The organism is Kitasatospora terrestris, from assembly GCF_039542905.1.
In the GTDB taxonomy this organism is placed as follows: domain Bacteria; phylum Actinomycetota; class Actinomycetes; order Streptomycetales; family Streptomycetaceae; genus Kitasatospora; species Kitasatospora terrestris.
The window spans coordinates 1,625,062-1,646,031 of sequence record NZ_BAABIS010000001.1 but is presented as its reverse complement, the minus strand read 5'-3'; the positions used below and the strand labels follow the sequence as shown (position 1 = coordinate 1,646,031).

The window sequence follows — 20,970 nt, the reverse complement described above, 5'->3', positions numbered from 1 at the left end:
CGGCCGCGGGGGCGTGCGGACCGGCGCCGGTGCGGTCAGCGCTTGGAGCCGTCCACGATCACCGGTGCGCCGCCCTGGCCCGAGCCGCACGGGCTCGCGTAGACCGGGTTCTTCTCGGCGGCGGCCCGGAAGGCCTCGTAGCACTGGCTCTGCAGGATCCGGTCGGTGAGCGAGTTGGCGATCGTGGTGTTGGCCGCCGCGGTGCTCTCCGCCTCGATCCGGCGCTTCTCCGCCTCCGCCTTGGCGGTCAGCACCGCCGCCTCGGCCTGCTGGGTCGCCTGGTCCTGCTGGATCTTCTGGTCGATCGCCTTCTGCAGGACCTCGCTCGGCTTGACGTTGCGCAGGTTGACGCTGTTGACGACGATCCCCCGGGGGGACAGCCGGTCGGTGATCAGCTTCTCCATCTCCGTGCTGATCGCCTCGCGCTGCGAGGCGTAGCCCTCGACGCTGGTGTGCTTGGCGAAGACGTTGCGGACGATCTCCCGGGTGTCCGGGAGGACGAGGCGCTGCTGGACGTTGGCCGCGCTGCCGGAGAGCTTGTACAGCGCGAGGGTGCGGTCGGGGTCGATCGCCCACTTCACGGTGAGGTCGACGTAGAGCACTCCGCCCTCGGAGGACCGTACCTCCACGGTGTCGTCCCCGGTGAGGTTGAGGTCCGAGGGCCGGGTGGAGAAGGTCGTGACCTCCGTCAGCGGCGACTTGAGGTGCAGGCCGGGCTGCCAGGTGTCGCCCACCGAGCCGAGCGTGGTGGGGACCCCCACTTCGTAGGGTTCGACGACGTAGCTGAAGGAGCCCAGCGCGAACAGCAGCCCCACGCCGCCGACGAGCAGGCCGGTGAGGGTGGCGAAGCGGAAGTCGACGATCGAGCGCCGCTTCAGCACGAGCAGCGTGACGGCGGCGATCAGGAGCAGGACGGAGAAGTAGAACACGGTGCGTCCCCCCGGACGGTGGTGCCCGGAAGGCTTTCCGGGCACCACCGGTGATGCCCGGTCAGACGGCGGCGAACCCCGGTGCCGGGCGCCGGAACCGCGCGGGAGGCGCCGGTCGGCGGTCCGCCGGTCCGCGCGGATTCCCGGGTCGATCTCGACGGGGCCGCGGCGGTCGGGATAAGGTGGCATTCTGGTCTAGACCACTGGCCATTCGGGCCGCGATTCAGAACGGTGCAGTCATGGAGATCGTCATCCTCCCCGATGCCGCGGCCTGCGGTGAACTCATCGCCTCGGCGATGGCCGAGCTGGTGGAGCGCAAGCCCGACGCCCTGCTCGGGGTCGCCACGGGCTCGACGCCGCTGCCGGTGTACCAGGCGCTGGCCGCGAAGGTGCGCGGCGGGTCCGTCGACGTCTCGCGGGCCCGGATCTGCCAGCTCGACGAGTACGTCGGCCTGCCCGCCGGCCACCCCGAGTCGTACCGCTCGGTCGTGCTGCGCGAGGTCGTCGAGCCGCTCGGCCTGACCGAGGAGTCCTTCTTCGGCCCCGACGGAGCCGCCGAGGACGTCGCCGCCGAGGCGATCGCCTACGACCGGTCGCTGGCCGCCGCGGGCGGCGTGGACCTGCAGCTGCTCGGCATCGGCACCGACGGGCACATCGGCTTCAACGAGCCGTGCTCCTCGCTGGCCTCGCGGACCCGGATCAAGACGCTGACCCGGCAGACCCGGCTCGACAACGCGCGCTTCTTCGACAGCCTGGAGGAGGTGCCGCACCACGTGATCACCCAGGGCATCGGCACCATCCTGGAGGCCCGGCACCTGGTGCTGCTGGCCACCGGCGAGGGCAAGGCGGACGCCGTCGCCGCCGCCGTCGAGGGCCCGCTCTCCGCGCTGGTGCCGGCCTCGGCCCTCCAGCTGCACCCGCACGCCACGGTGGTCGTGGACGAGGCCGCCGCGTCCGGCCTCAAGCTGGCCGACTACTTCCGGGCGACCTACGCGGCGAAGCCGGACTGGCAGTCCATCTGATCCCCGCCGATCGACGCCGGCCGCGGCCGGTCGGAGCGCGCGCCGACGGGCGCCCTCCGGCCGGCCGCGGCCGTTCGCGCGCCCGGGGTCAGAGCGGGGTGGTGACCTTGAGGATCAGGAGCAGGGCGCCGGCCGCGTTGAGGGCCGAGACGGCGGAGGCGGCGGTGCCCGCGGCGGCGAACACGGTGGCGAGGGCGGCCGGGCTGTGCGCCGGGGGCCAGGCGTGCGGGACCGGGCCGAGCAGGGCGGCCACCCGGCGGGGGACCGGCCCGGGGGCGGCGAAGGCGGGCAGGCCGACCGGGTGCGGGGCGGAGATCAGCGCGGCCCGGGCGACCGCGCGGGCGGTCAGCCGGCGGTCGCCGACCGCGTGCGCGGCCACCTCGTCGGCCCACCGCTCGGTGTTGTAGGCCACCGCACGGTGCAGCGGCCGCAGGAAGGGGTTGACGCAGCCCGCGAGCCGGGTGACCAGCAGGTGGCGGTGGTGGCGGTGCGTCAGGTGGGCGCGCTCGTGGGCGAGCAGCGCGGTGCGCTCGTCCTCGGCGAGGCCGCCCAGCATGCCGGTGGAGACGACGATCCGTCCGCCGTCCGGGCCGGGGAGGGCGTAGGCGTACGGCTGCGGGTCGGGCAGCACGGCCGGGCCGGGCCCGGCGGGCAGGCCGGCGACGGCGCGCAGCGCGTCGAGGCGGACCCGGCGGTGGCGGTGCAGCGTCCGGGCGCAGGCGGCGACCACCGCGGTCAGCGCGACGATCGCGCCGCTGCCCACCGCCTGGTGGAACGGGACGGCGTCGCGCACCTCCGGGTCGGACCAGCTGTCCGGCAGCGGGTTGCCGGGGATGTGCGCGGTGCCGACCACGAACAGCAGGGCCAGGCTGACCGCGCTGCACAGCGCCATCGCCGCGGCGATCGTGGTGAGCAGGCGGGCGGCGGCGCGCGGGTGCAGGTGGTGGCCGGCCAGCCGGGCGATCGGCAGCGCGGTCAGCGGCAGGACGAGGGGGAGGAAGACGGCCGTGCCCACGGGTCAGCTGCCGCCGTCCGTCGCGGCGTCCAGGAGCTGGCGCAGCAGCTCCTCGTCCTGCGGGAGCAGGGCGGTGACGAAACTGGCGAGGACCGCGTCCCGGTCCGCGTGGGTGTCCAGCACGCGGCGCATCCGCAGGGCGGCCAGCCCGGCCGCGTCGGCGGAGGCGAGCCAGCGGTAGGAGCGGCCCGAACGGGCGCGCGAGACGGCGCCCTTGGCGTGCAGCCGGGACAGGATCGTCATCACCGTGGTGTACGCGAGGTCGCCGGGCAGCCGGTCCTGCACCCAGTGCGCGGTGGCCGGGCCGGGCGCGGCGCGCAGCGCGTCCAGGACCTGGGCCTCCAGTTCGCCCTGGCCGCGACGGCGGGGGCGGGCGGACGGGTCCAGGTCCTCGCTCATCGGCTCTCCCTCGGTGGCTGGTTGCGCGCCATCCTACGAGGCGCCGGTGTCCGCGTGGATGACGGGTCGTGCGGATGACGGGTCGTGCGGTTGACGCGGCGTAGGCGCGGGGTGCGTGGTGGATTCCGCCGCGATCTACAGTGTTGTAGATTCGAAGGACTGACGGGGAGAGCAGCTGGAGGGAACCATGGGAGTCACGCTCGCCAAGGGCGGCAACGTCTCGCTGACCAAGGAGGCCCCGGGCCTCACCTCGGTCATCGTCGGTCTCGGCTGGGACGTCCGCGCCACCTCCGGTGCCGCCTTCGACCTGGACGCCAGCGCGCTGCTGTGCGACGGGTCCGGGCGGGTGCTCAGCGACCAGCACTTCGTCTTCTACAACAACCTGCGCAGCCCCGAGGGCTCGGTCGAGCACAGCGGCGACAACCTGACCGGTGGCGGCGACGGCGACGACGAGCAGATCCGGGTCGACCTGGCCGCCGTGCCGCCGACCGTGGCCAAGGTGGTCTTCCCGGTCTCGATCTACGACGCCGACCAGCGCCGGCAGAGCTTCGGCCAGGTCCGCAACGCCTTCATCCGGGTCGTCAACGAGGCGGACGGCAGCGAGGTCGCCCGCTACGACCTCTCCGAGGACGCGTCCACCGAGACCGCGATGGTCTTCGGCGAGCTGTACCGCTACGGCACCGAGTGGAAGTTCCGGGCGATCGGCCAGGGCTACGCCTCCGGCCTGCGCGGGATCGCGCTGGACTACGGCGTCAACGTCTGAGCCGCCGGCGCCCGTTCAGCACTGCGGGACGTTGAGGGCGAGGCCTCCTCGTGAGGTCTCCTTGTACTTGTCGCTCATGTCGGCCCCGGTGTCGCGCAGGGTGCGGATGACGGCGTCCAGGGGGACCAGGTGCTGCCCGTCGCCGTTCAGGGCCAGGCGGGACGCGGTGATGGCCTTGACGGCGCCGATGGCGTTGCGCTCGATGCAGGGGATCTGGACGAGCCCGGCGACGGGGTCGCAGGTCAGGCCGAGATGGTGCTCCAGCGCGATCTCCGCCGCGTTCTCCACCTGCCCGGGGGTGCCGCCGAGGACCTCGGTCAGCCCCGCGGCGGCCATCGCGGCGGCGGTGCCGACCTCTCCCTGGCAGCCCACCTGGGCACCGGAGATGGACGCGTTGCGTTTGACCAGGGTGCCGATGGCGGCGGCGGTGAGCAGGAAGCGCACCGTTCCCTCGTCGTCGGCGCCGGGGACGAACCGGTGGTAGTGGCGCAGCACGGCCGGCACGATGCCGGCGGCGCCGTTGGTCGGCGCGGTCACGACGCGCCCGCCGGCGGCGTTCTCCTCGTTGACCGCCAGCGCGTCCAGCGCGACCCAGTCCATGGGGTGCAGCGGCTCGGCCGTAGTGCCCCGTCGGAGGAGGCGCCGGTGGAGGGCGGGGGCACGGCGGGGGACGTTCAGCCCGCCGGGCAGGGTGCCCTCGGTGCGGGAACCGCGTTCGGCACAGTCGCGCATGACCGTCCACAGGTGCAGCAGCCGGGCGCGGACCGCGCTCTCGGGCCGCCGGGCGGTCTCGTTGGCCAGCATCAGGTCGCTGATCCGGCCGTCGCCGACCAGGTGCAGGAGTTGCCCGGCGTCGGTGAAGGGGTGCGGGACGTCGGAGGCGGCGTCGTTGGCGTCCTCGCCGAGCAGGAAGCCGCCGCCGACGGAGTAGGAGGTCCGGCGGGCCAGCACGACGTCGTCCCGGTCGAGTGCGGTGAAGGTCATGGCGTTGGGATGGGCCGGCAGGGTCCGCCCCGGGTGCAGCACCAGGGTGTGGCCGACGGTCCGCCCGCCCGGCAGCAGGACCCCGCCCTCGGCGGCGAACCGGCGGAAGCGCCCGTCGGCGGTGGCGGGGTCGACCGTCTCCGGCTCCTCGCCCGCCAGCCCCAGCGCCACGGCCTTGTCGGTGCCGTGCCCGACGCAGGTCGCCGCCAGTGAGCCGAAGAGCTCGACCTCGACGGCGGTGACGGCGGGCAGCAGACCGTCCCGGTCGAGGCCGTCCACGAAGCGGCGGGCGGCGCGCATCGGAGCCACCGTGTGGGAGCTGGACGGTCCGATGCCGACGCGGAAGAGGTCGAACACGCTGATCAAGGAGGACTCCTGGGAACGGCCGGGTGGCGGTCACAGGTCTACCGCCGACCGGCCCCACGAGGTGGCGATCACCGGCCACTGGCGTGGACGGGCACCCCGCCGGTCGGCGCCTGGTGCCGGTGGGACCCACGTGTCACCATGCGCGGTACTTCGCCACAGGAAGGAACGCACATGGCCGACGAGGACCTGCCGACGCACCTGTGCCGCCTCGGGCTGACCGGCCGGGAGGCGGAGCTGTACGTGGGGCTGCTGGCCGCCGGGCCCGGCGGCCGGCCCCCCGCGGATCTCGGCCCGGACGGTGATCCCGCACGGGAGCGTCACCTGGCTCACCTGCGCAGACTCGGCCTGGTCACGGTGTCGGAGACCGACGGGTGCCGCCGGCACGTACCGGTGGAGCCCACGGTGGCACTGGAGTTCCTGGCGCACAGCCGGGTCGCCGAGCTCCGCGAGGCACAGCAGGCCGCCGTCAACGCCTATCGTGGCTACCGCCGTTCGGTCAGCCCGCACCCGACCGAGAACCTGGTCGAGGTGGTCACCGGCGACTCCATCGTCGAGCACATCGAGACCATCGAGGCGGCGGCCGAGACCGAGGTGCTGCGCTTCGACTCGCCGCCGTACCACACCAACGGCAGCGCCAACCCGATCGAGATCGACAACCTCGGCAGGGGCGTCGAGTACCGGGTCGTCTACGCCAGATCCGCCGTCCAGCACGCCGCGTACTACGCCGTGAACATCCAGCCCTCGATCGCCGCCGGGGAGCAGGCGAGGATCCTGCCCACCGTCCCGGTGAAGCTCACCGTCTTCGACCGGCGGCTGGCCATCGTGTCGATGTCCTTCGTGGAGGCCGAGGTCAACGACTCGATGCTGCTGGTCCACCCGTCGAGCCTGCTGTCCGCGTTGACCGGGCTGTTCGAGACCTCGTGGCGGGCGGCGCTGCCGATGCACCTGGGGGAGCGGGTGCCGCCGGCGCTCAGCCCGATCCAGCGGCGCATCGTCGAGCTGCTGGCCACCGGGGTCACCGACGACACCATCGCCGAGCTGCTCGGGGTCAGCCGCCGCACCCTCTCGCGCCACCTCGAGCAGCTCAACTCCCGTGCGGGGTCGGTCACCCGCTTCCAGATGGCGCTGCACGCCGCGCGCAACGGCTGGATCTGACCCGGTCGGGTGTGTGCGACCGGCTGGCGAGGACGTGCCAGTGGCGGGAGTTGGCGCCCAAGGCGCTTCTCCGGCGGTACTTCTTGTGCCCCGGCTCGCCGCCGGACCGCGCCGGGTGGACCCGGCCGGCGCCGGCGAAGCCCCGACGCACCTCATCCGGGAGTCACCGTGTCCGTCCACCGCATGCTCCGCTGTGCCCACAGAACGCCACTCGCCGCCCTGGCCGTCGCCGTCGCGGCGGTCGCGGCGACCGCCGTTCCGGCCGCCGCCGCCCGGCCGGCCACCGGTTCCTACGTGGTGGTGCTCCGGGACGGCACCGTGCCGTCCCGGAGCACCACCGCGGTCACCGCCGTCGCCGACCGGCTGGCGCACACCCACGGCGGCACCGTCCGCACCGTGTTCGACACCGCGCTGCAGGGCTACGCGGCCGAGTTGACGCCCGCTCAGGCGCAGCGGCTGGCCGCCGACCCGGCCGTCGCCTGGGTGGAGCGGGACGGCATCCGGCACTCGGCCGCGGTGGCGAGCTGGGGCCTGGACCGGATCGACCAGCGCAGCCTGCCGCTGGACCGGAACTACGCCGCGCCGAACACCGCCTCCAACGTCACCGTCTACCTGGTCGACAGCGGACTGCGCACCACGCACAGCCAGTTCGGCGGCCGGGCGAGCATCGGCGTGGACCTGGTCGGCGACGGCCGGAACGGCGCCGACTGCCTCGGCCACGGCACCCACGTCGCCGGCACCGTCGGCGGCAAGGACTACGGCGTGGCCAGGGGAGTGAAGCTGGTCGCCGTCCGGGTCACCCCGTGCAACGACTCCATCCCCACCTCCTCGATCATCTCCGCCGCCGACTGGATCACCAAGCACGCCGTCAAGCCGGCCGTGGTCAACATGAGCATCAACGGCGGCGTCAGTTCCGCCGAGGACAAGGCGATCCGGAACTCCATCGCCTCCGGGGTCACCTGGGTGGTGTCCTCGGGCAACAGCAACGCCGACGCGTGCCGGAACTCGCCGGGGGACATCGCCGAGGCCGTCGTGGTCAACAACTCCACCTCCGACGACCAGCGCCGCTCGGACTCCAACTGGGGTGCCTGCACCGATCTGTTCGCCCCCGGCACCGGCATCGTCTCGGCGTGGAACTCCGGCGACAGCGACAGCCACACCCTGACCGGGACCTCGATGGCCGCGCCGCACGTCGCCGGGGCCGCCGCGCTCTACCTCTCCGCCCACCCGCGGGCGACCCCCGCCCAGGTCCAGGACGCCCTGGTCAGGTCCGCCACCGCCGGGAAGATCGGCAAGGCCGGCACCGACACCCCCAACCGGCTGCTCTACGTCGGAGGCCTGGGCGACAACCCCACCCCGTGACCGCCGAGCTCCGGCGGGCGAGGCCGCCGCCGGGTCCGCCGCGACCCCCAGTGCCCCTGCCGATCCCCACCCAGGAGACAGACATGTCCACCGGAACCCCCGGACGCCCCCGCACCACCCGGACGAAGAAGACCGTGCTCGCCGCCGCCCTGGCGGCCACCGTCGGCGCCACCCTGACCGCCCTCGACACCGGCTCGGCCTCGGCCGCGGCGACCCTGCCGAGGCCGGACCACATCGTCGTGGTGATGATGGAGAACCACGCGTACAAGCAGATCATCGGCAGCAGCAGCGCGCCGTACCTGAACTCGCTCGCCAAGGGCGGCGCCGTCCTCAAGGCCTCCTACGGCATCACCCACCCCAGCCAGCCGAACTACTTCGCCGTCTTCTCCGGCAGCACCCAGGGCATCACCGGCGACGGCTGCTACAGCGTCGGCTCGATGTCCGCCCCCAACCTGGCCTCCGAGCTGATCGCGGCGGGCCGGACCTGGGGCAGCTACAACGAGTCGCTGCCCAGCGAGGGCTCCACCACCTGCAAGAGCGGCAAGTACGCGCAGAAGCACAACCCCTGGTTCGCGTTCAAGAACGTGCCGACCGGATCCGGGCACACCTTCGCGCAGTTCCCGAGCGACTACGGCAAGCTGCCCACGGTCTCCTTCGTCGTCCCCAACCTCTGCAACGACATGCACGACTGCAGCGTGGGCACCGGCGACAGCTGGATCAAGAACAACCTCGCCGGGTACGCCGACTGGGCCAGGACGCACAACAGCCTCCTCGTCGTCACCTACGACGAGGACGACCGCAACAGCGGCAACCAGATCCCCACCGTGCTGTACGGGCAGCCGGTCAAGGCCGGAACCGCGCCGACCGCCAAGTACAACCACTACGACATGCTCCGCACCCTGGAGGACCTCGCCGCGGTCGGCAAGCACGCCGGAAAGGCCGCCGACGCCACCGACATCGCCGGCATCTGGAACTGACCGTGTACATCGCGGACAGCCGACTCCCCGCGGCGTCCGCCGCCGCCCCGGCCCCAGGGCCGGGGCGGTCCGCGCGGATCGCCCCCACCGTGCTGGCCCTCGGCACGGTCAGCCTGATCACCGACGTCTCCTCCGAGATGGTCACCGCCGTCCTGCCGCTGTACCTGGTCACCGTTCTCGGGGTCTCCCCGCTCGGGTTCGGCCTGCTGGACGGCGTCTTCAACGGCGCCTCCGCCACCCTGCGGATGCTCGGCGGCCTGCTCGGCGACCGCGGCGGCGGCCGCCACAAGGCCGTGGCCACCGTCGGCTACGGCCTCTCCGCACTCTGCCGACCGGCGCTCCTGCTGGTCCGCACCGCGCCACTGATCGGCCTCGTCCTCGCCGTCGACCGGGTCGGCAAGGGACTGCGGACCGCACCCCGCGACGCCATGATCTCCCTCGCCGCGCCGCCCGAACGGCGCGGCCGGGCGTTCGGGGTGCACCGGGCCATGGACACCGCCGGAGCGCTGACCGGCCCGCTGCTCGCCTTCCTCGTCCTGCGCAGCGCACCCGGCGGCTACCACGCCGTCTTCACCGTCAGCTCGTACGTCGCGGCGCTCGGCGTGCTCGTGCTGGTCCTGCTCGTCCCCGGGCGCAGCCTGCGCTCCGCGCCGCCCGTCCCCGGCGGGCGACCGCGCCCGGGTGAGCTGCTCCGGCTGCCGGCCCTGCGCCGGATCACCGGGTGCGCCACCCTGCTCGGGCTCGCCACGGTCAGCGACTCCTTCGTCTACCTGCTGCTGCAGCGGCGGCTGGAGCTGCCCACGGCCTGGTTCCCGCTGCTGCCGCTGGGCACCGCCGGCGTCTACCTGCTGCTCGCCGTCCCGTTCGGCGCGATCGCCGATCGGATCGGCCGCCGGCGGATGTTCGTACTCGGACACGTCGCGCTGCTCGCCGGCTACGGCCTGCTGCTGGCCCGGCCGGGCAGCGGTGCGCCGCTCGCCGCCGCGGTCCTCGTCCTGCACGGGCTCTTCTACGCCGCGACCGACGGCGTCCTCGCCGCCGCCGCGGCGGAAGCGGTGCCCGAACGACGGCGCGGCGCCGGACTCGCCCTGGTCGGCACCGGCCAGGCCGCCGGCCGGTTCGCCTGCTCGGTCGCGGTCGGCGCGCTCTGGACGCGCTGGGGCGACACGGTCGCGCTGGCCGTGATGACCGCGGTCCTGGCCGCCGCGGTCGCCGCCGCCGCCCACCTGCCGGCCCCGGCGAAGGAGGGTCCCGCATGACGCCCCGCCGCCGTCTGGCCCTCCTGCTCACCGCCGTCGCCGTCCTCGTCGCAGCCGGCACCTGGACCGTCCTGCACGCCGCCGCCGAGGCCCGGGGCGGCCACCGGACGGGCGCCGCGCCGCCGGCCAGGACGGGGACCGTCACCCTCGGACCGCACCCCGACGGAGCGCGACTGGTCTTCCGCAGCATGACGTGGGGACCCCAGCGGGACCGGCTCGCCGCCGTCCCGCTCGACGCTCCCGGGAGCACCCGGACCGTGGCCGCGCCGGTCTGCCTGCGCTTCCACGCGGCCGCCGGCACCGGGATCTGCCTGCAGGCCGTGCACGGAGTCCTGGAGGACCACTACCGGGCGGTGGTCCTCGACGCCGACCTGAACGAACAGCGCCACTACGACCTCGCCGGCATCCCCACCCGGGCCCGGGTGTCGCCCTCGGGACGCCTGGTCGCCTGGACGGTGTTCGTCGGCGGCGACTCGTACGCGGGGACGGACTTCTCCACCCGCACCACGATCCTGGACACCCGCACCTGGACCGTGCAGGACAACCTGGAGACCTACACCGTCACGCTCGAAGGGCACCCGTACCGGGCCGCCGACACCAACGTCTGGGGCGTCACCTTCGCCGACGACCGGCACTTCTACGCCACCCTGGCCGGCGGCGGTCGGACCTGGCTGGTCGCCGGGGACGCCGTCGGACACACCCTCACCACCCTGCACGGCAACGTCGAATGCCCGTCCCTGTCACCCGACGGAACCCGGATCGCCTACAAGAAGCGCGTCCCCGGGCTGCCCGACGACGCCCCCTGGCGGCTCTACGTCCTCGATCTGGCGACCCTGGCGGAGACCCCGACCGCCGAGGAACGCACCATGGACGACCAGGCGCTGTGGCTGGACGACCGGACGCTCGCCTACGCGCTCCCCGGTGACGAGGGAAGCGACCTGTGGCGCGTCCCCGCCGACGGTACCGGGAGCCCGGCGCTGCTCGCCGCCGCCGCGCTCGCCCCCGCCGTCGTCCGGTGAGGACACGGTGGGTGGTGACGCCCCGGCGGGTCGGTCGTCGTTCAGTCGCCGGACGGCGGGAGCGGCTCGGCGTGCATCGGCGTGCGCGGGGTCTGGTGGCCGCCGGTGGCGAGCATCCGCACCTCGCCGCGGTCGCTGATCTCTGCCCGGACGATGCCGGAGGCGTCCGCGTAGACCGGGTGACCGCCAGGTCCGGTCGCGCCGGTGGGCTCCACCACGACCACGTCCTGCTTGGCGTGGCCGCCGGGCTCGCCCGGGAAGGTGAGTGCGAAACGTCGGGCCATCACGAGCCTCCTTGTCGGCCTCGGTCCCATCGTAGGCGTACCGGGGCGGACCGGCCGGGAGGAGCGGGCGCGCGGCGGGGCGGGACGGGGGCGGAGCCGGTGGCCTCCGGTCGTGCCGGTCGTGGCCGTCAGGGCAGCAGGCGCAGGTGCTGCGGGGCGATCGCCAGGTGGACGGTCTGGCCCCAGGTGAGGTGCAGGGCGTCGGACTCGATGCCGTCACCGAACGCCACCAGGTGGTCGGACTCCACGGTGAGCGCGAGCCGGTCACCACCGGTGAGCAGCCCCTGGACGTGGGTGGTGCCGGTGACCGGCGAGGGCCACGCCTCGCGGACGAACCAGCTGAGAGCCGGGGTCGTCGGGTCGGGCAGGGCCAGCCGGCTGCCCCGCTCCAGCCAGGTGGAGCGGCACCAGCCGGTCGCGCCGGTGCCGGTGCCGACCAGCACCCCCGAGGACGCCTGGGGCTCGTCCGCGCCGCCCGGCGGGGAGAGCCGGTAGCGGGCCGTCTGGTGGCCGCTCTGGCCGAAGTAGATCTCGTTGAGCGCCAGCAGCCGCTGGGTGTCGTCCGCCACCGCCTCGACCATGGTGCGTTCCTCCAGCCGGGCGTCCGCGCCGGGCGAGGCCGCCGCACGCAGCAGCGCGGCGGCCCGCTCGGGCCGGTGGCGGACCAGCACGCCGGCGTTGCGGCCCGGATCGGCGTCCACCCCGATCACCGGCTGCCCGGTGAGGTACTTGGCGGTGTTGGCGACCAGCCCGTCCTGGCCGACCACCACGACGACGTCCTCCGGCCCGAAGAGGAAGCGGTCGAGGTCGGAGCGCTCCACCCGGGTGCGGCGCCAGTCGAGCGGGATCGCCGCGGCCACCTCGGCCAGCGCGGCGTGCGTCCGGTGGTGGCGCTGCTCCGTCTCGGCGAGCGAGCGGCCGCGGGAGTTCAGGAAGAACTCGGCCTGGCCGCGCGAACCGTGGTGGGCCAGCAGCTCCTCGTACTCGGTGCGGCGGTGGACCAGCACCACCCGGGGCGCGAGGCTCACCGCTGCTCCCCGGCGGCGGGCGCGGCGCCGAGCCGGCCGAGCAGGCCGGTGAGGACGTCCGGGGTGAGGGTGATGCTGTCGATCCGGGGCAGGTGCTCGGCCAGCCGGATCAGGGCCAGTGCCTGGAGGACCTCCGGGCCCGCGGTGCGGTGCGCCTCCAGCCAGGCGGCCTCGGTGGCGGCCTTCGCCTCGCCGAGCGCGCGGTCGGCCTCGGCCTTGGCGGCGGCGAGCAGCCGGGCGGCGTCCGCCTCGGCGGTGGCGAGGCGGGTGCGGCGGGCCGCCTCGGCCTCGGCGCGGACCGCGTCGGCGGCCGCGTTCTGCTCCGCCTCGTGGCGTGCGTTGGCACCCTGCTGGTCGACCAACTGCTCCTCACGACGGGCGAGTTCGATGCGGTTGGCGAGCTCGTTCTCGGCGATGGCACGCTCCCGCTCGACCGCGAGGGCGCGGCGCTCGTAGGTCGCGCGGTCGGCCTCCTGCTGGACCAGCTCGCGGGCCGGGGTGCGCAGCGCGCGCTCCATCTCGGCCTCCGGGCGGACCGAGGTGACGCGGACGGCGATCACCGCGACGCCGATCTCGGCGAGCCGGGGCTCGGCGGCCAGCCCCTCGGAGACCCGGGCGCGGACGGCGGTGACGCCGTCCACCAGGGCGGTGGCCAGCGGGGTGCGGGCGATCAGCTCCAGCGCGTGCTGCTGGGCGGTCTCGGTGAGCAGCGTGCCGAGCTGGTCGAGCGGCTCGCCGCGCCACACGCCGGTGTCCGGGTCGATGCCGAAGTCCAGGCGGGTGGCGGCCGTCGTGGGGTCGCTGATCCGGTAGGTGACGGTCGCCTGGACGGTGAGGTCCTGGAAGTCGGCGGTGCTCGCGTGGAACAGCATCGCCAACTCGCGGTCGTCCGCCGGGATCTCCGAGATGGCGGAGGTGAGCGGGCGGAACCAGAAGGTCAGTCCGGTGCCCTCGTGGGCGAGTTGGCCGCGCCGGAGGTGGCGGACGTGGGCGGTGGGTGCGGCGCGCAGGTGGCGGAAGCCGAAGCGGCGGGTGATGTCGGCCATCGGGACTCCTCTTTTCGTCGCTATGACGATAAGTGGCCGCAGTGGTTCTCGTCAAGAGGACGATAAGGAAGATGTGGGGATCGACTCCGGAGAGGGTGGGGGCCGACGGTGCGGGTGGGGGAGGAGGGGCCCGGTTGCGGCGCTCCGGGGGTGGGACCTTCTGTGCGGGTGTCGACCCGGAGGCGGTGGGGACGGATCGGGATGTTCCGGCGGCCGGGGGGTGCCACTCAGGGTGGGGGCATGTCGAACCCTCCCGGCGACGGTGGCGAGTACGCGGACATCCTGGTCGTGATCGGACACCCGTTCGGCGATGTCGAGTGCCCGCTCGCGCGGTGGACCGCCACGGGCCCGGGAGCTCGCCCGTACGTGGCGCCCTGTCGGGCCCGGTCGCGGACGACGGGCGAGGAACTCCCGCTCACCGTGGTGCCGTTGCAGTACCGCAACACCCCGGAGGCCCGCCGGGCCATCCGGGCGGGCCTCCTGCCGAACCCCTGGCCGGGGAGGTGGACTCCGCCGGACGGCCCGGAGTGACTCCCTGTCGCGCGGGGGCTGGATCCGGCCGTTCGGGTCAGGCCTTGCGGGCGCGGGCCGTCTCGGCGAGGGCGGCCAGGTCGTGGTCGGCGCGGCCGTCGGCGATCGCGTGCCGGAGGGACTCGCGGAGGACCTCGGCGAAGGGGAGGGCGACGTCGGAGGCGGTGGCCGTGTCGAGCGCGAGGGTGACGTCCTTGAGGCCGAGGGCGAGCCGGAAACCTGCCGGCTCGTACCGCCGTTCGGCGATCAGGGCGCCGTAGCCGGAGTAGACCGGGCCGGGGAAGACGGTGTTGGTGACCACGTCGAGCAGGTCGGTGGCGGGGATGCCGTTGGCCTCGGCGAGGGCGGTGGCCTCGGAGAAGGCCTCGATGGCGGAGGTCAGCATGAAGTTGGTGCAGATCTTGGCGACGTTCGCGGCCTCCGGGCGGTCTCCGAGGTGCCAGGTGCGCTGCCCCATGGCCTCGAACAGCGGGGCGGCCAGGTCGAGGTCCGAAGTGGAGCCCGCCGCGAGGATGTTGAGCCGGCCGGCGGCGGCGACGTCGCTGCGGCCGAGGACGGGCGCGGCGAGGTAGCCGACCCCGTGCCGGGCGTGGAGCTCGGCGGCGCGGCGGGCCAGGTCGGGGGAGACGGTCGCCATGTTGACGTGGACCGCGGCCGTCGCGGCGGCGAGCAGCTCGTCGTGGAGCAGCAGGTCCGCCACGGCCCGGTCGTCGGCGAGCATCGAGACCACGGCGTCGCAGGCGAAGGCGTCCGCGGGGGAGTCGGCCCGCCCGGCGCCGTCCGCGACCAGGGCCTCGACGGGCTCGGGCGAGCGGTTCCAGACGGTCAGGGTGTGGCCGGCGGACAGCAACTGACGGGCCATGCCGCGGCCCATGGCGCCGAGGCCGACGAATCCGACGTGCACGGTGACGCTCCCGGTGGTGGAAATGGTACGGGCACCGATCAGCCTACGGCGTCGGGCGCGAGGGGCGAGGATGGACGGCATGAGTCTTGTGGTGAGGACCGTGCACACCGCCGACCTGACGCCCGGCGAGCGGGCCGAGGCGCGGCGCCTGATGGAGGACGTCTTCGAGGGCGGGCTGACGCCCGAGGACTGGGACCACTGCCTCGGCGGGCTGCACGTGCTCGGCCGGGAGGGCGGGGAACTGGTCGGCCACGCCGCGCTGGTGCAGCGGCACCTCGGGTACGACGGCCGGGTGCTGCGGGCCGGTTACGTCGAGGGCCTGGGAGTGCGGGCGGACCGGCGGCGGCGCGGGTACGCGGGAGTGCTGATGGCCGAGGCCGAGCGGGTGATCGACGCGGCGTACGACCTGGGCGCGCTCGGGGCGAGCGAGGACGGGATGCCGTTCTACCGGCAGCGCGGCTGGCTGCCGTGGACCGGGCCGACCTCGGCGCTCACCCCCGGCGGGGTGGTGCGGACCGAGGAGGAGGACGGCTGGATCCTGGTCCGGCCGGGAGCGGTGGCGCTGGACACTGCGGGCGGGGCGCTGACGGTGTACGACTGGCGGGACGGGGACGTCTGGTGACGGCCCGTCGGAACTCAGGATGTTCGCCGTCGGCGGAATTATAGGTCGTGTGCACGTCAGAACGGGTGTGGTGCCGGATCGGGTGACCCCGGCCGGGTCCGAGGCCCGGACCCGGTCCAACCGGGGCTGTTCAGCGGCACGTTGACCCCGTTAGGTTCGCCGCGACCGAAGTGGACCCAGAGGAGGGTGCATGCGCAGGACGCTCGGATGGCTGCTGTCGCTCGTGGTGCTGATCGGCACCGTGGGCGCGGCCGGCTCCACGGCACAAGCGGCCACCGCCGCGCAGTCGGCCGCCGCGGTGGACATCAAGGACCGGATCCTCGGCATTCCCGGGATGAGCCTGGTCGAGGAGAAGCCGTACCCCGGTTACCGCTTCTTCGTACTGAATTTCGAGCAGCCGGTCGACCACCGGCAGCCGTGGAGGGGCACCTTCCAGCAGCGCCTGACCCTGCTACACAAGGACGTGTCGCGTCCGACGGTGTTCTACACCTCCGGCTACAACGTCAACACCAGCCCCCGGCGCAGTGAGCCGACGACGATCGTCGACGGCAACCAGGTGTCGCTGGAGTACCGCTTCTTCACGCCCTCGCGGCCCGATCCGGCCCACTGGGACGACCTGACGATCTGGCAGGCCGCGGCCGACCAGCACCGTCTCTTCACGGCCCTGAAGCGGATCTACGGCAAGAACTGGCTCGCCACCGGCGGCAGCAAGGGCGGCATGACCGCGACGTACTACGAGCGCTTCTTCCCGCGTGACATGGACGGCGTCGTCGCCTACGTGGCACCCAACGACGTCGTGAACAAGGAGGACTCGGCCTACGACCGGTTCTTCGCCACCGTCGGCACCAAGGAGTGCCGCGACCGCCTGAACGCCGTGCAGCGCGAGGCGCTCGTGCGCCGCGAGCCGCTGGAGGCGAAGTACGCGGCGGCCGCCGCCGAGAACGGCTGGACCTTCGGCACCGTCGGCAGCCTCGACAAGGCCTACGAAGCCGTCGTGCTCGACTACGTGTGGGCCTTCTGGCAGTACAGCCTGCTCGCCGACTGCGCGACGATCCCCGCCGCCGCCACCGCGAGCGACCAGGAGATCTGGGACACGGTCGACGCGATCTCCGGGTTCTCCGCCTACACCGACCAGGGCGTGGAGGCCTTCACGCCGTACTACTACCAGGCGGGCACGCAGCTCGGTTCGCCCGACATCGAGCAGCCGCACCTGGCCGGCCTGAGCCGCTACGGCTACCAGCCGCCGCGCAGCTTCGTGCCCCGCGACATCCCGATGACCTTCCAGCCCGCGGCCATGCGGGACGTGGACACCTGGGTGCGGAACAACGCGGACCGGATGCTGTTCGTCTACGGGCAGAACGACCCGTGGGGCGCCGAGCCGTTCCGCCTCGGCCGCGGGGCGCACGACAGCTACGTGATGATCGCGCCGGGCGCCAACCACGGGGCGAGGGTCGCCGGACTCGTCGACGGCGAGCGGGCGCTGGCCACCGCGAGGATCCAGCAGTGGGCCGGGGTCGCCCCCGCCTCCGTGCCCTCCCTCACGGGTGGCGCGACGCCGACGGCACAGCCGCTCGCCGCGCCGGACGCCGTGCTCGACCAGGTCGACCTGAGGCGAGAGCCGCAGCTCCGGCCGTAGTCCGCGGGGCCGGCGCCCGCGTCGCCGGTGCGAGGAGCGGGGTCTTCCGGGTCCGTCGGCGACGACGGTCCGGGGGCCCCGGCCCCGGCCCCGGCCCGGCCCCGCCCGGCCCTCAGGCCGAGGCGACCGGGGTGTCGGGCCGGTCGGAAGCGGCTCGCGCCGGGCGCGGCAGGCGGCCGAGGGCGGCCGCGGTGCGCCGGTCGGCGGCGGCGTCGAGGCGGGCGGCGGTGCCCCGCAGCAGGTGACGGGCCTCGCCGGCGGCGAGGGCGAGCAGGCCGGGCAGCAGGTCGGTGGAGCGGGCGGCGACCCAGCGGGTGCCCCGGGTGGCCATCCACCACAGGTCGGCGGCCGCGCCCGGCGCGGTGGTGGTGACCGGGCCGACCGGCGGACCGACCGGGTGGCCGGCGGCGGCGAGCAGGGCGTGGAACTCGGCGGCGATCAGCCGGTGGCCGGTGGCACTGGGATGCAGGCGGTCCACGCTGAGCAGGGCGCGCTCGCGGTGCCAGGGGAGGTCGGCGAGGTGCAGGTGGATCGCCCCGTGGCGGGTGGAGAGCTCGTGCACCACGGCGTTGACGGCGCGCATCCGGCGGGCCAGCGGCCGGGAGAGCAGCGCGGGCAGGCCGAGCAGCCGCCCCGGGTCGGGCAGGCACCCGGTCAGCACCACGGCCCCGGCGGCGGTGAGCGAGGAGAGCGCGGCGTCGAGGTGGCGGGCCGTCAGGTCGAGGTCGAAGGAGGCGCGCAGGGTGTCGTTGCCGCCGATCAGCACGGCGGCGACGTCCGGGCGCAGGGCGAGCGCGGCGGGGACCTGGCCGACCAGCAGGTCGCGGCTGAGCGCGCCGCTGGTGGCGAGGTTGCGGAACTCCACCGGCCCGGGGGAGAGCGCCGGGGCGAGCATGGTCGCCCAGCCGCGCCAGCCCGAGGGGACCGGGTCGCCGATCCCCTCGGTGAGCGAGTCGCCGAGGGCCGCGAAGCGGACCGCCGTCATCGCTGCTCCCCGGCGGCGGGGGCGGGAATGGCGGGGCGGGGCGCGGTGGCTCCGGGTGCGGGTGCGGGCACGGTGGTGAGGCGAGGCGGGGCGTCGTGCGCGGCGAGGAAGGCGGCGGTGGCCGCCGCCCAGCCGAACGTCTCGGCACGGGCCCGGGCGGCGGTGCGCCGACCGCTCTCCGGCCGCTTCAGCAACTCCCGTACCGCGCGGGCGAATCCGGGCCCGTCGTCGGACGCGGCCAGGCCGCCGTCGCCGATCACCTGCGGCAGGGCGGAGGAGCGGCTGACCGCCACCGGGGTGCCGCAGGCCAGGGTCTCCAGCGCGGCCAGGCCGAAGGTCTCCACCGGCCCGGGCGCGATCACCGCGTCCGCGGTGGCCAGCAGCGCGGCGACCTCGGACCGGTCGGCGAGGTGGCCCAGGAACCTTACCGGGAGCCGCAGTTGCCGGGCCCGGTGCTCCAGGCGGCGGCGCAGCGGGCCGGTGCCGGCGACGGCGAGGACGGCCGGGATCCGGTAGCGGCGGCGCAGTTCGGCGAGCGCCTCCAGGGCGCGTTCGGGCTTCTTCTCGCCGGAGAGGCGGGAGCACATGACCAGGAGCACCTGGCCCGGTTCGGCGAGGCGGGCGCGCAGCTCCGGGTCGTACCGGTCGGGGTGCATCACGTCCAGGTCGACGCCGAGCGGGGCGTGCACCAGGTTGGTCGCGGCGATCCGGCGGAACTCCTCGGCGGCCCAGTCGGTGGTGCACAGCACGGTGTCGTACGCGGCGGCCGTGCGGGTGTTGAGGCGGTCGGCGATCCGGCGGGCGAGCAGCGGGGGCAGGCCGTTGGCGCCCAGGACGCCGGTCGCGGACTCGTGGGAGACCATCATCGCGCGGACGCCCCGCTCCCGGGCCCAGTGCCCGGTCCAGCGCAGGGTGGTGCGGTCGGAGACCTCCAGCCGGTCGGGCAGCAGGTCGGCGAGGACGCGGGCGACCCGGCGGCGGTCGGTGAGCACCCGGTAGCCGCCGCTCGCCGGGACGCGGCGGCCGGGCAGGGTGATCACCCGGCCCTGTTCGGTCCACTCGTCGCGGTGCTCGGGGCCGGGGACGATCAGGGTCGGCTGGTGGCCGGCGGCCAGGTAGCCGGCGCCGAGGTGGCGCAGGGCGGTGCGGAGGCCGCCCGAGACCGGGGTGACGAAGTTCGCCACCCGGACGATGCGCAGCGGTCTGCTCACGCCGGCTGCTCCTCGGCGAGCGGGGGGAGGGCCGAGACGGGGGCGGGGATGGGGTCGGAGGGAAGGGAGGAGGCGGTGCGAGAGGGAGGAATGGCCGGCGAGGCGGGCGAGGGAACGGCGGCGGGGACGGCAGCGGGGGCGGTGTCGGCGAGCGGTGCGGGGGAGGCGGCGGACCCGGCGGTGCGCGGGGCGGGGATCGCGGGGACGCAGGCGGTGGCCACGGGGGCGCCGGCTGCGGCGAGGACGTCGTGGTAGTGCTGGATCAGCTGGTCGCCGACGGCCTCCCAGGTGCGGTCGGTGACGTCGGCGCGGCCGGCGGCGCCGTACTCGGCGCGCAGCTCGGGGTCGGCGGCGAGGGCGGCGACGGCGTGGGCGACGGCGGCTCCGTCGCGGGGTGCGACCAGCAGGCCGGTGCGGTGGTGGCCGACCAGGTCGAGCGGGCCGCCGACGGCGGGGGCGACCACGGGCAGGCCGCTGGCCATCGCCTCCTGGATGGTCTGGCAGAAGGTCTCCAGCGGGCCGGTGTGCACGAAGACGTCCAGCGAGGCGTACAGCCGGGCGAGTTCCTCGCCGGTGCGGCGGCCGAGGAAGAGCGCGCCGGGCATCGCGGAGCGCAGCGCGGGGCCGCTCGGGCCGTCGCCGATCACGACGACCCGGACGCCGGGGAGGCGGGAGGCCTCGGCGAGCAGGTCGACGCGCTTCTCGGGGGCGAGCCGGCCGACGTAGCCGACCAGGACCTCGCCGCCGGGGGCGAGGCTGCGGCGCAGGGCCTCGTCGCGGCCGGAGGGGTGGAAGCGGGCGGAGTCGACGCCGCGGGCCCACAGCCGGACGTCGGGGACGCCGTGCGCGGTGAGGTCCTGTGCGGCGGGGGTGGAGGGGGCGAGGGTGCGGGCGGCGGAGCGGTGCACCGAGCGGATCCGCTGCCAGGCGAGGGCGGAGCCGACGCCGCTGCCGAACCGGTACGCCTGGGCGTAGCCCGCGAGGTCGGTCTGGTAGACGGCGACGGTGGGCAGGCCGAGGCGCTCGGTGATCCGTGCGGCCCGGGCGCCGAGGACGAACGGGCTGGCGAGGTGGACGATGTCCGGCCGGTGCTCGGTGATCGCGGCGGCCAGCGTGCGGCTGGGCAGGGCGATCCGCACCTGCGGGTAGCGGGGCATCGGTACGGAGGGGATCCGCACCACGGGCAGCGGGGTCTCGTGGGGCCCGAAGGAGTGCGGCGGGCAGTGGGCGCCACGGGCCGGGGCCGGGGTGATCACCAGCGGCTGGTGACCCCGGCGGACGAGGTGTTCGGCGGCCCGCAGCACGCTGTGGGCCACGCCGTTGACCTCGGGCGGGAAGGATTCGGTGACGATGGCGACTCGCATGCCAACGTTGTTGCCGCAGCGGGCGTGCGGCCAGCCAAGGGGACCTTTCGCGCAGGCGAACGTCTGCCAGCCATTTCGCACACGGGTCTGGGGTGGCCCGGCGATTCGC

Annotated in this window: 21 protein-coding genes; 10 read left to right on the top strand and 11 right to left on the bottom strand. The window is 74.7% G+C overall.

The annotated features are described in order from the left end of the window. Nucleotides 1–35 precede the first annotated feature (35 nt). A complete protein-coding gene (locus ABEB06_RS07640) occupies nt 36–929 on the bottom strand; it encodes a prohibitin family protein (protein ID WP_345696040.1) in 894 nt (297 codons plus the stop codon). Nucleotides 930–1,168: 239 nt separating this feature from the next. Between ABEB06_RS07640 and nagB the strand changes: the two genes are divergently transcribed. Next, nucleotides 1,169–1,951, top strand: a complete 783-nt coding sequence (gene nagB / locus ABEB06_RS07635) for a glucosamine-6-phosphate deaminase (protein ID WP_345696039.1) — start codon at nt 1,169–1,171, stop codon at nt 1,949–1,951. Between the two features lie 88 nt (nt 1,952–2,039). Here the strand turns inward: nagB and ABEB06_RS07630 are convergent, their stop codons facing one another. Next, a complete protein-coding gene (locus tag ABEB06_RS07630; protein ID WP_345696038.1) occupies nt 2,040–2,966 on the bottom strand; it encodes a M56 family metallopeptidase in 927 nt (308 codons plus the stop codon). A 3-nt stretch (nt 2,967–2,969) separates the two neighbouring features. Then, the gene (locus ABEB06_RS07625) at nt 2,970–3,365 is read right to left on the bottom strand and encodes a BlaI/MecI/CopY family transcriptional regulator (protein WP_345696037.1); all 396 of its coding nucleotides are present in this window, start codon (nt 3,363–3,365) and stop codon (nt 2,970–2,972) included. Between the two features lie 187 nt (nt 3,366–3,552). Here ABEB06_RS07625 and ABEB06_RS07620 point away from each other — a divergent pair, with 187 nt between their 5' ends. Continuing rightward, entirely contained in the window at nt 3,553–4,128 is a 576-nt protein-coding gene (locus ABEB06_RS07620; RefSeq protein ID WP_345696036.1) for a TerD family protein, read from the top strand. 15 nt (nt 4,129–4,143) lie between these two features. On the opposite strand, the gene ABEB06_RS07615 is transcribed toward ABEB06_RS07620, so the two are convergent. After that, nucleotides 4,144–5,478 carry an L-serine ammonia-lyase gene (locus tag ABEB06_RS07615; protein ID WP_345696035.1) on the bottom strand — a complete coding sequence of 445 codons (1,335 nt, stop codon included), beginning with the start codon at nt 5,476–5,478 and terminating at the stop codon, nt 4,144–4,146. A gap of 171 nt (nt 5,479–5,649) precedes the next feature. On the opposite strand from ABEB06_RS07615, the gene ABEB06_RS07610 reads away from it, so the two are divergent. The 5 genes from ABEB06_RS07610 (at nt 5,650) to ABEB06_RS07590 (ending at nt 11,250) form a co-directional block, all read left to right on the top strand. Further along, a complete protein-coding gene (locus tag ABEB06_RS07610) occupies nt 5,650–6,633 on the top strand; it encodes a helix-turn-helix domain-containing protein (RefSeq protein WP_345696034.1) in 984 nt (327 codons plus the stop codon). A gap of 168 nt (nt 6,634–6,801) precedes the next feature. After that, nucleotides 6,802–7,995 carry a S8 family peptidase gene (locus tag ABEB06_RS07605; RefSeq protein WP_345696033.1) on the top strand — a complete coding sequence of 398 codons (1,194 nt, stop codon included), beginning with the start codon at nt 6,802–6,804 and terminating at the stop codon, nt 7,993–7,995. 83 nt (nt 7,996–8,078) lie between these two features. Continuing rightward, nucleotides 8,079–8,972, top strand: coding sequence for an alkaline phosphatase family protein (locus ABEB06_RS07600; protein WP_345696032.1), 894 nt, complete (start codon nt 8,079–8,081; stop codon nt 8,970–8,972). 2 nt (nt 8,973–8,974) lie between these two features. Next, nucleotides 8,975–10,231: an MFS transporter gene (locus tag ABEB06_RS07595; RefSeq protein WP_345696031.1), complete on the top strand. Its 1,257-nt coding sequence runs from the start codon at nt 8,975–8,977 to the stop codon at nt 10,229–10,231. Continuing rightward, on the top strand, nt 10,228–11,250 hold the full coding sequence (locus ABEB06_RS07590) for a TolB family protein (RefSeq protein WP_345696030.1): 1,023 nt from the start codon (nt 10,228–10,230) through the stop codon (nt 11,248–11,250). The genes ABEB06_RS07595 and ABEB06_RS07590 overlap by 4 nt, the downstream gene beginning before the upstream one ends. A gap of 41 nt (nt 11,251–11,291) precedes the next feature. Here the strand turns inward: ABEB06_RS07590 and ABEB06_RS07585 are convergent, their stop codons facing one another. The 3 genes from ABEB06_RS07585 to ABEB06_RS07575 form a co-directional block, all read right to left on the bottom strand. After that, nucleotides 11,292–11,534 (bottom strand): DUF6296 family protein, encoded by a 243-nt coding sequence (locus ABEB06_RS07585; RefSeq protein ID WP_345696029.1) that lies wholly within the window; start codon nt 11,532–11,534, stop codon nt 11,292–11,294. Nucleotides 11,535–11,662: 128 nt separating this feature from the next. Then, nucleotides 11,663–12,562, bottom strand: coding sequence for a hypothetical protein (locus ABEB06_RS07580; protein ID WP_345696028.1), 900 nt, complete (start codon nt 12,560–12,562; stop codon nt 11,663–11,665). Beyond that, complete coding sequence (locus ABEB06_RS07575) at nt 12,559–13,608, bottom strand: SPFH domain-containing protein (RefSeq protein WP_345696027.1); 1,050 nt, start codon at nt 13,606–13,608, stop codon at nt 12,559–12,561. Before ABEB06_RS07575 ends, ABEB06_RS07580 begins: the two co-directional genes overlap by 4 nt. 240 nt (nt 13,609–13,848) lie before the next feature. Between ABEB06_RS07575 and ABEB06_RS07570 the strand changes: the two genes are divergently transcribed. Further along, nucleotides 13,849–14,139 (top strand): hypothetical protein, encoded by a 291-nt coding sequence (locus ABEB06_RS07570; protein ID WP_345696026.1) that lies wholly within the window; start codon nt 13,849–13,851, stop codon nt 14,137–14,139. 37 nt (nt 14,140–14,176) lie between these two features. On the opposite strand, the gene ABEB06_RS07565 is transcribed toward ABEB06_RS07570, so the two are convergent. After that, nucleotides 14,177–15,043 carry an NAD(P)-dependent oxidoreductase gene (locus ABEB06_RS07565; RefSeq protein ID WP_345696025.1) on the bottom strand — a complete coding sequence of 289 codons (867 nt, stop codon included), beginning with the start codon at nt 15,041–15,043 and terminating at the stop codon, nt 14,177–14,179. A gap of 79 nt (nt 15,044–15,122) precedes the next feature. On the opposite strand from ABEB06_RS07565, the gene ABEB06_RS07560 reads away from it, so the two are divergent. Both ABEB06_RS07560 and ABEB06_RS07555 read left to right on the top strand, forming a co-directional pair. Next, entirely contained in the window at nt 15,123–15,665 is a 543-nt protein-coding gene (locus ABEB06_RS07560; RefSeq protein ID WP_345696024.1) for a GNAT family N-acetyltransferase, read from the top strand. Between the two features lie 190 nt (nt 15,666–15,855). After that, entirely contained in the window at nt 15,856–17,301 is a 1,446-nt protein-coding gene (locus ABEB06_RS07555; RefSeq protein WP_345696023.1) for an aminopeptidase, read from the top strand. Nucleotides 17,302–17,413: 112 nt separating this feature from the next. Here the strand turns inward: ABEB06_RS07555 and ABEB06_RS07550 are convergent, their stop codons facing one another. From ABEB06_RS07550 to ABEB06_RS07540, 3 genes are read right to left on the bottom strand one after another with little or no spacing between them, the layout of a single operon-like run. Beyond that, complete coding sequence (locus ABEB06_RS07550) at nt 17,414–18,286, bottom strand: SGNH/GDSL hydrolase family protein (RefSeq protein WP_345696022.1); 873 nt, start codon at nt 18,284–18,286, stop codon at nt 17,414–17,416. Continuing rightward, complete coding sequence (locus tag ABEB06_RS07545) at nt 18,283–19,497, bottom strand: glycosyltransferase (protein WP_345696021.1); 1,215 nt, start codon at nt 19,495–19,497, stop codon at nt 18,283–18,285. The genes ABEB06_RS07550 and ABEB06_RS07545 overlap by 4 nt, the downstream gene beginning before the upstream one ends. Beyond that, a complete protein-coding gene (locus tag ABEB06_RS07540) occupies nt 19,494–20,861 on the bottom strand; it encodes a glycosyltransferase family 4 protein (RefSeq protein ID WP_425559582.1) in 1,368 nt (455 codons plus the stop codon). Before ABEB06_RS07540 ends, ABEB06_RS07545 begins: the two co-directional genes overlap by 4 nt. Nucleotides 20,862–20,970: the final 109 nt, after the last annotated feature.

What these genes read in the sequence shown, in the direction of transcription:
- ABEB06_RS07590 (WP_345696030.1), top strand. Translation starts at nt 10,228, where the DNA reads ATGACGCCCCGCCGCCGTCTGGCCCTCCTGCTCACCGCCGTCGCCGTC.
- ABEB06_RS07570 (WP_345696026.1), top strand. Translation starts at nt 13,849, where the DNA reads ATGTCGAACCCTCCCGGCGACGGTGGCGAGTACGCGGACATCCTGGTC.
- ABEB06_RS07555 (WP_345696023.1), top strand. Translation starts at nt 15,856, where the DNA reads ATGCGCAGGACGCTCGGATGGCTGCTGTCGCTCGTGGTGCTGATCGGC.
- ABEB06_RS07560 (WP_345696024.1), top strand. Translation starts at nt 15,123, where the DNA reads ATGAGTCTTGTGGTGAGGACCGTGCACACCGCCGACCTGACGCCCGGC.
- ABEB06_RS07625 (WP_345696037.1), bottom strand. Translation starts at nt 3,365, where the DNA reads ATGAGCGAGGACCTGGACCCGTCCGCCCGCCCCCGCCGTCGCGGCCAG.
- nagB (WP_345696039.1), top strand. Translation starts at nt 1,169, where the DNA reads ATGGAGATCGTCATCCTCCCCGATGCCGCGGCCTGCGGTGAACTCATC.
- ABEB06_RS07550 (WP_345696022.1), bottom strand. Translation starts at nt 18,286, where the DNA reads ATGACGGCGGTCCGCTTCGCGGCCCTCGGCGACTCGCTCACCGAGGGG.
- ABEB06_RS07600 (WP_345696032.1), top strand. Translation starts at nt 8,079, where the DNA reads ATGTCCACCGGAACCCCCGGACGCCCCCGCACCACCCGGACGAAGAAG.
- ABEB06_RS07585 (WP_345696029.1), bottom strand. Translation starts at nt 11,534, where the DNA reads ATGGCCCGACGTTTCGCACTCACCTTCCCGGGCGAGCCCGGCGGCCAC.
- ABEB06_RS07575 (WP_345696027.1), bottom strand. Translation starts at nt 13,608, where the DNA reads ATGGCCGACATCACCCGCCGCTTCGGCTTCCGCCACCTGCGCGCCGCA.
- ABEB06_RS07540 (WP_425559582.1), bottom strand. Translation starts at nt 20,861, where the DNA reads ATGCGAGTCGCCATCGTCACCGAATCCTTCCCGCCCGAGGTCAACGGC.
- ABEB06_RS07620 (WP_345696036.1), top strand. Translation starts at nt 3,553, where the DNA reads ATGGGAGTCACGCTCGCCAAGGGCGGCAACGTCTCGCTGACCAAGGAG.
- ABEB06_RS07610 (WP_345696034.1), top strand. Translation starts at nt 5,650, where the DNA reads ATGGCCGACGAGGACCTGCCGACGCACCTGTGCCGCCTCGGGCTGACC.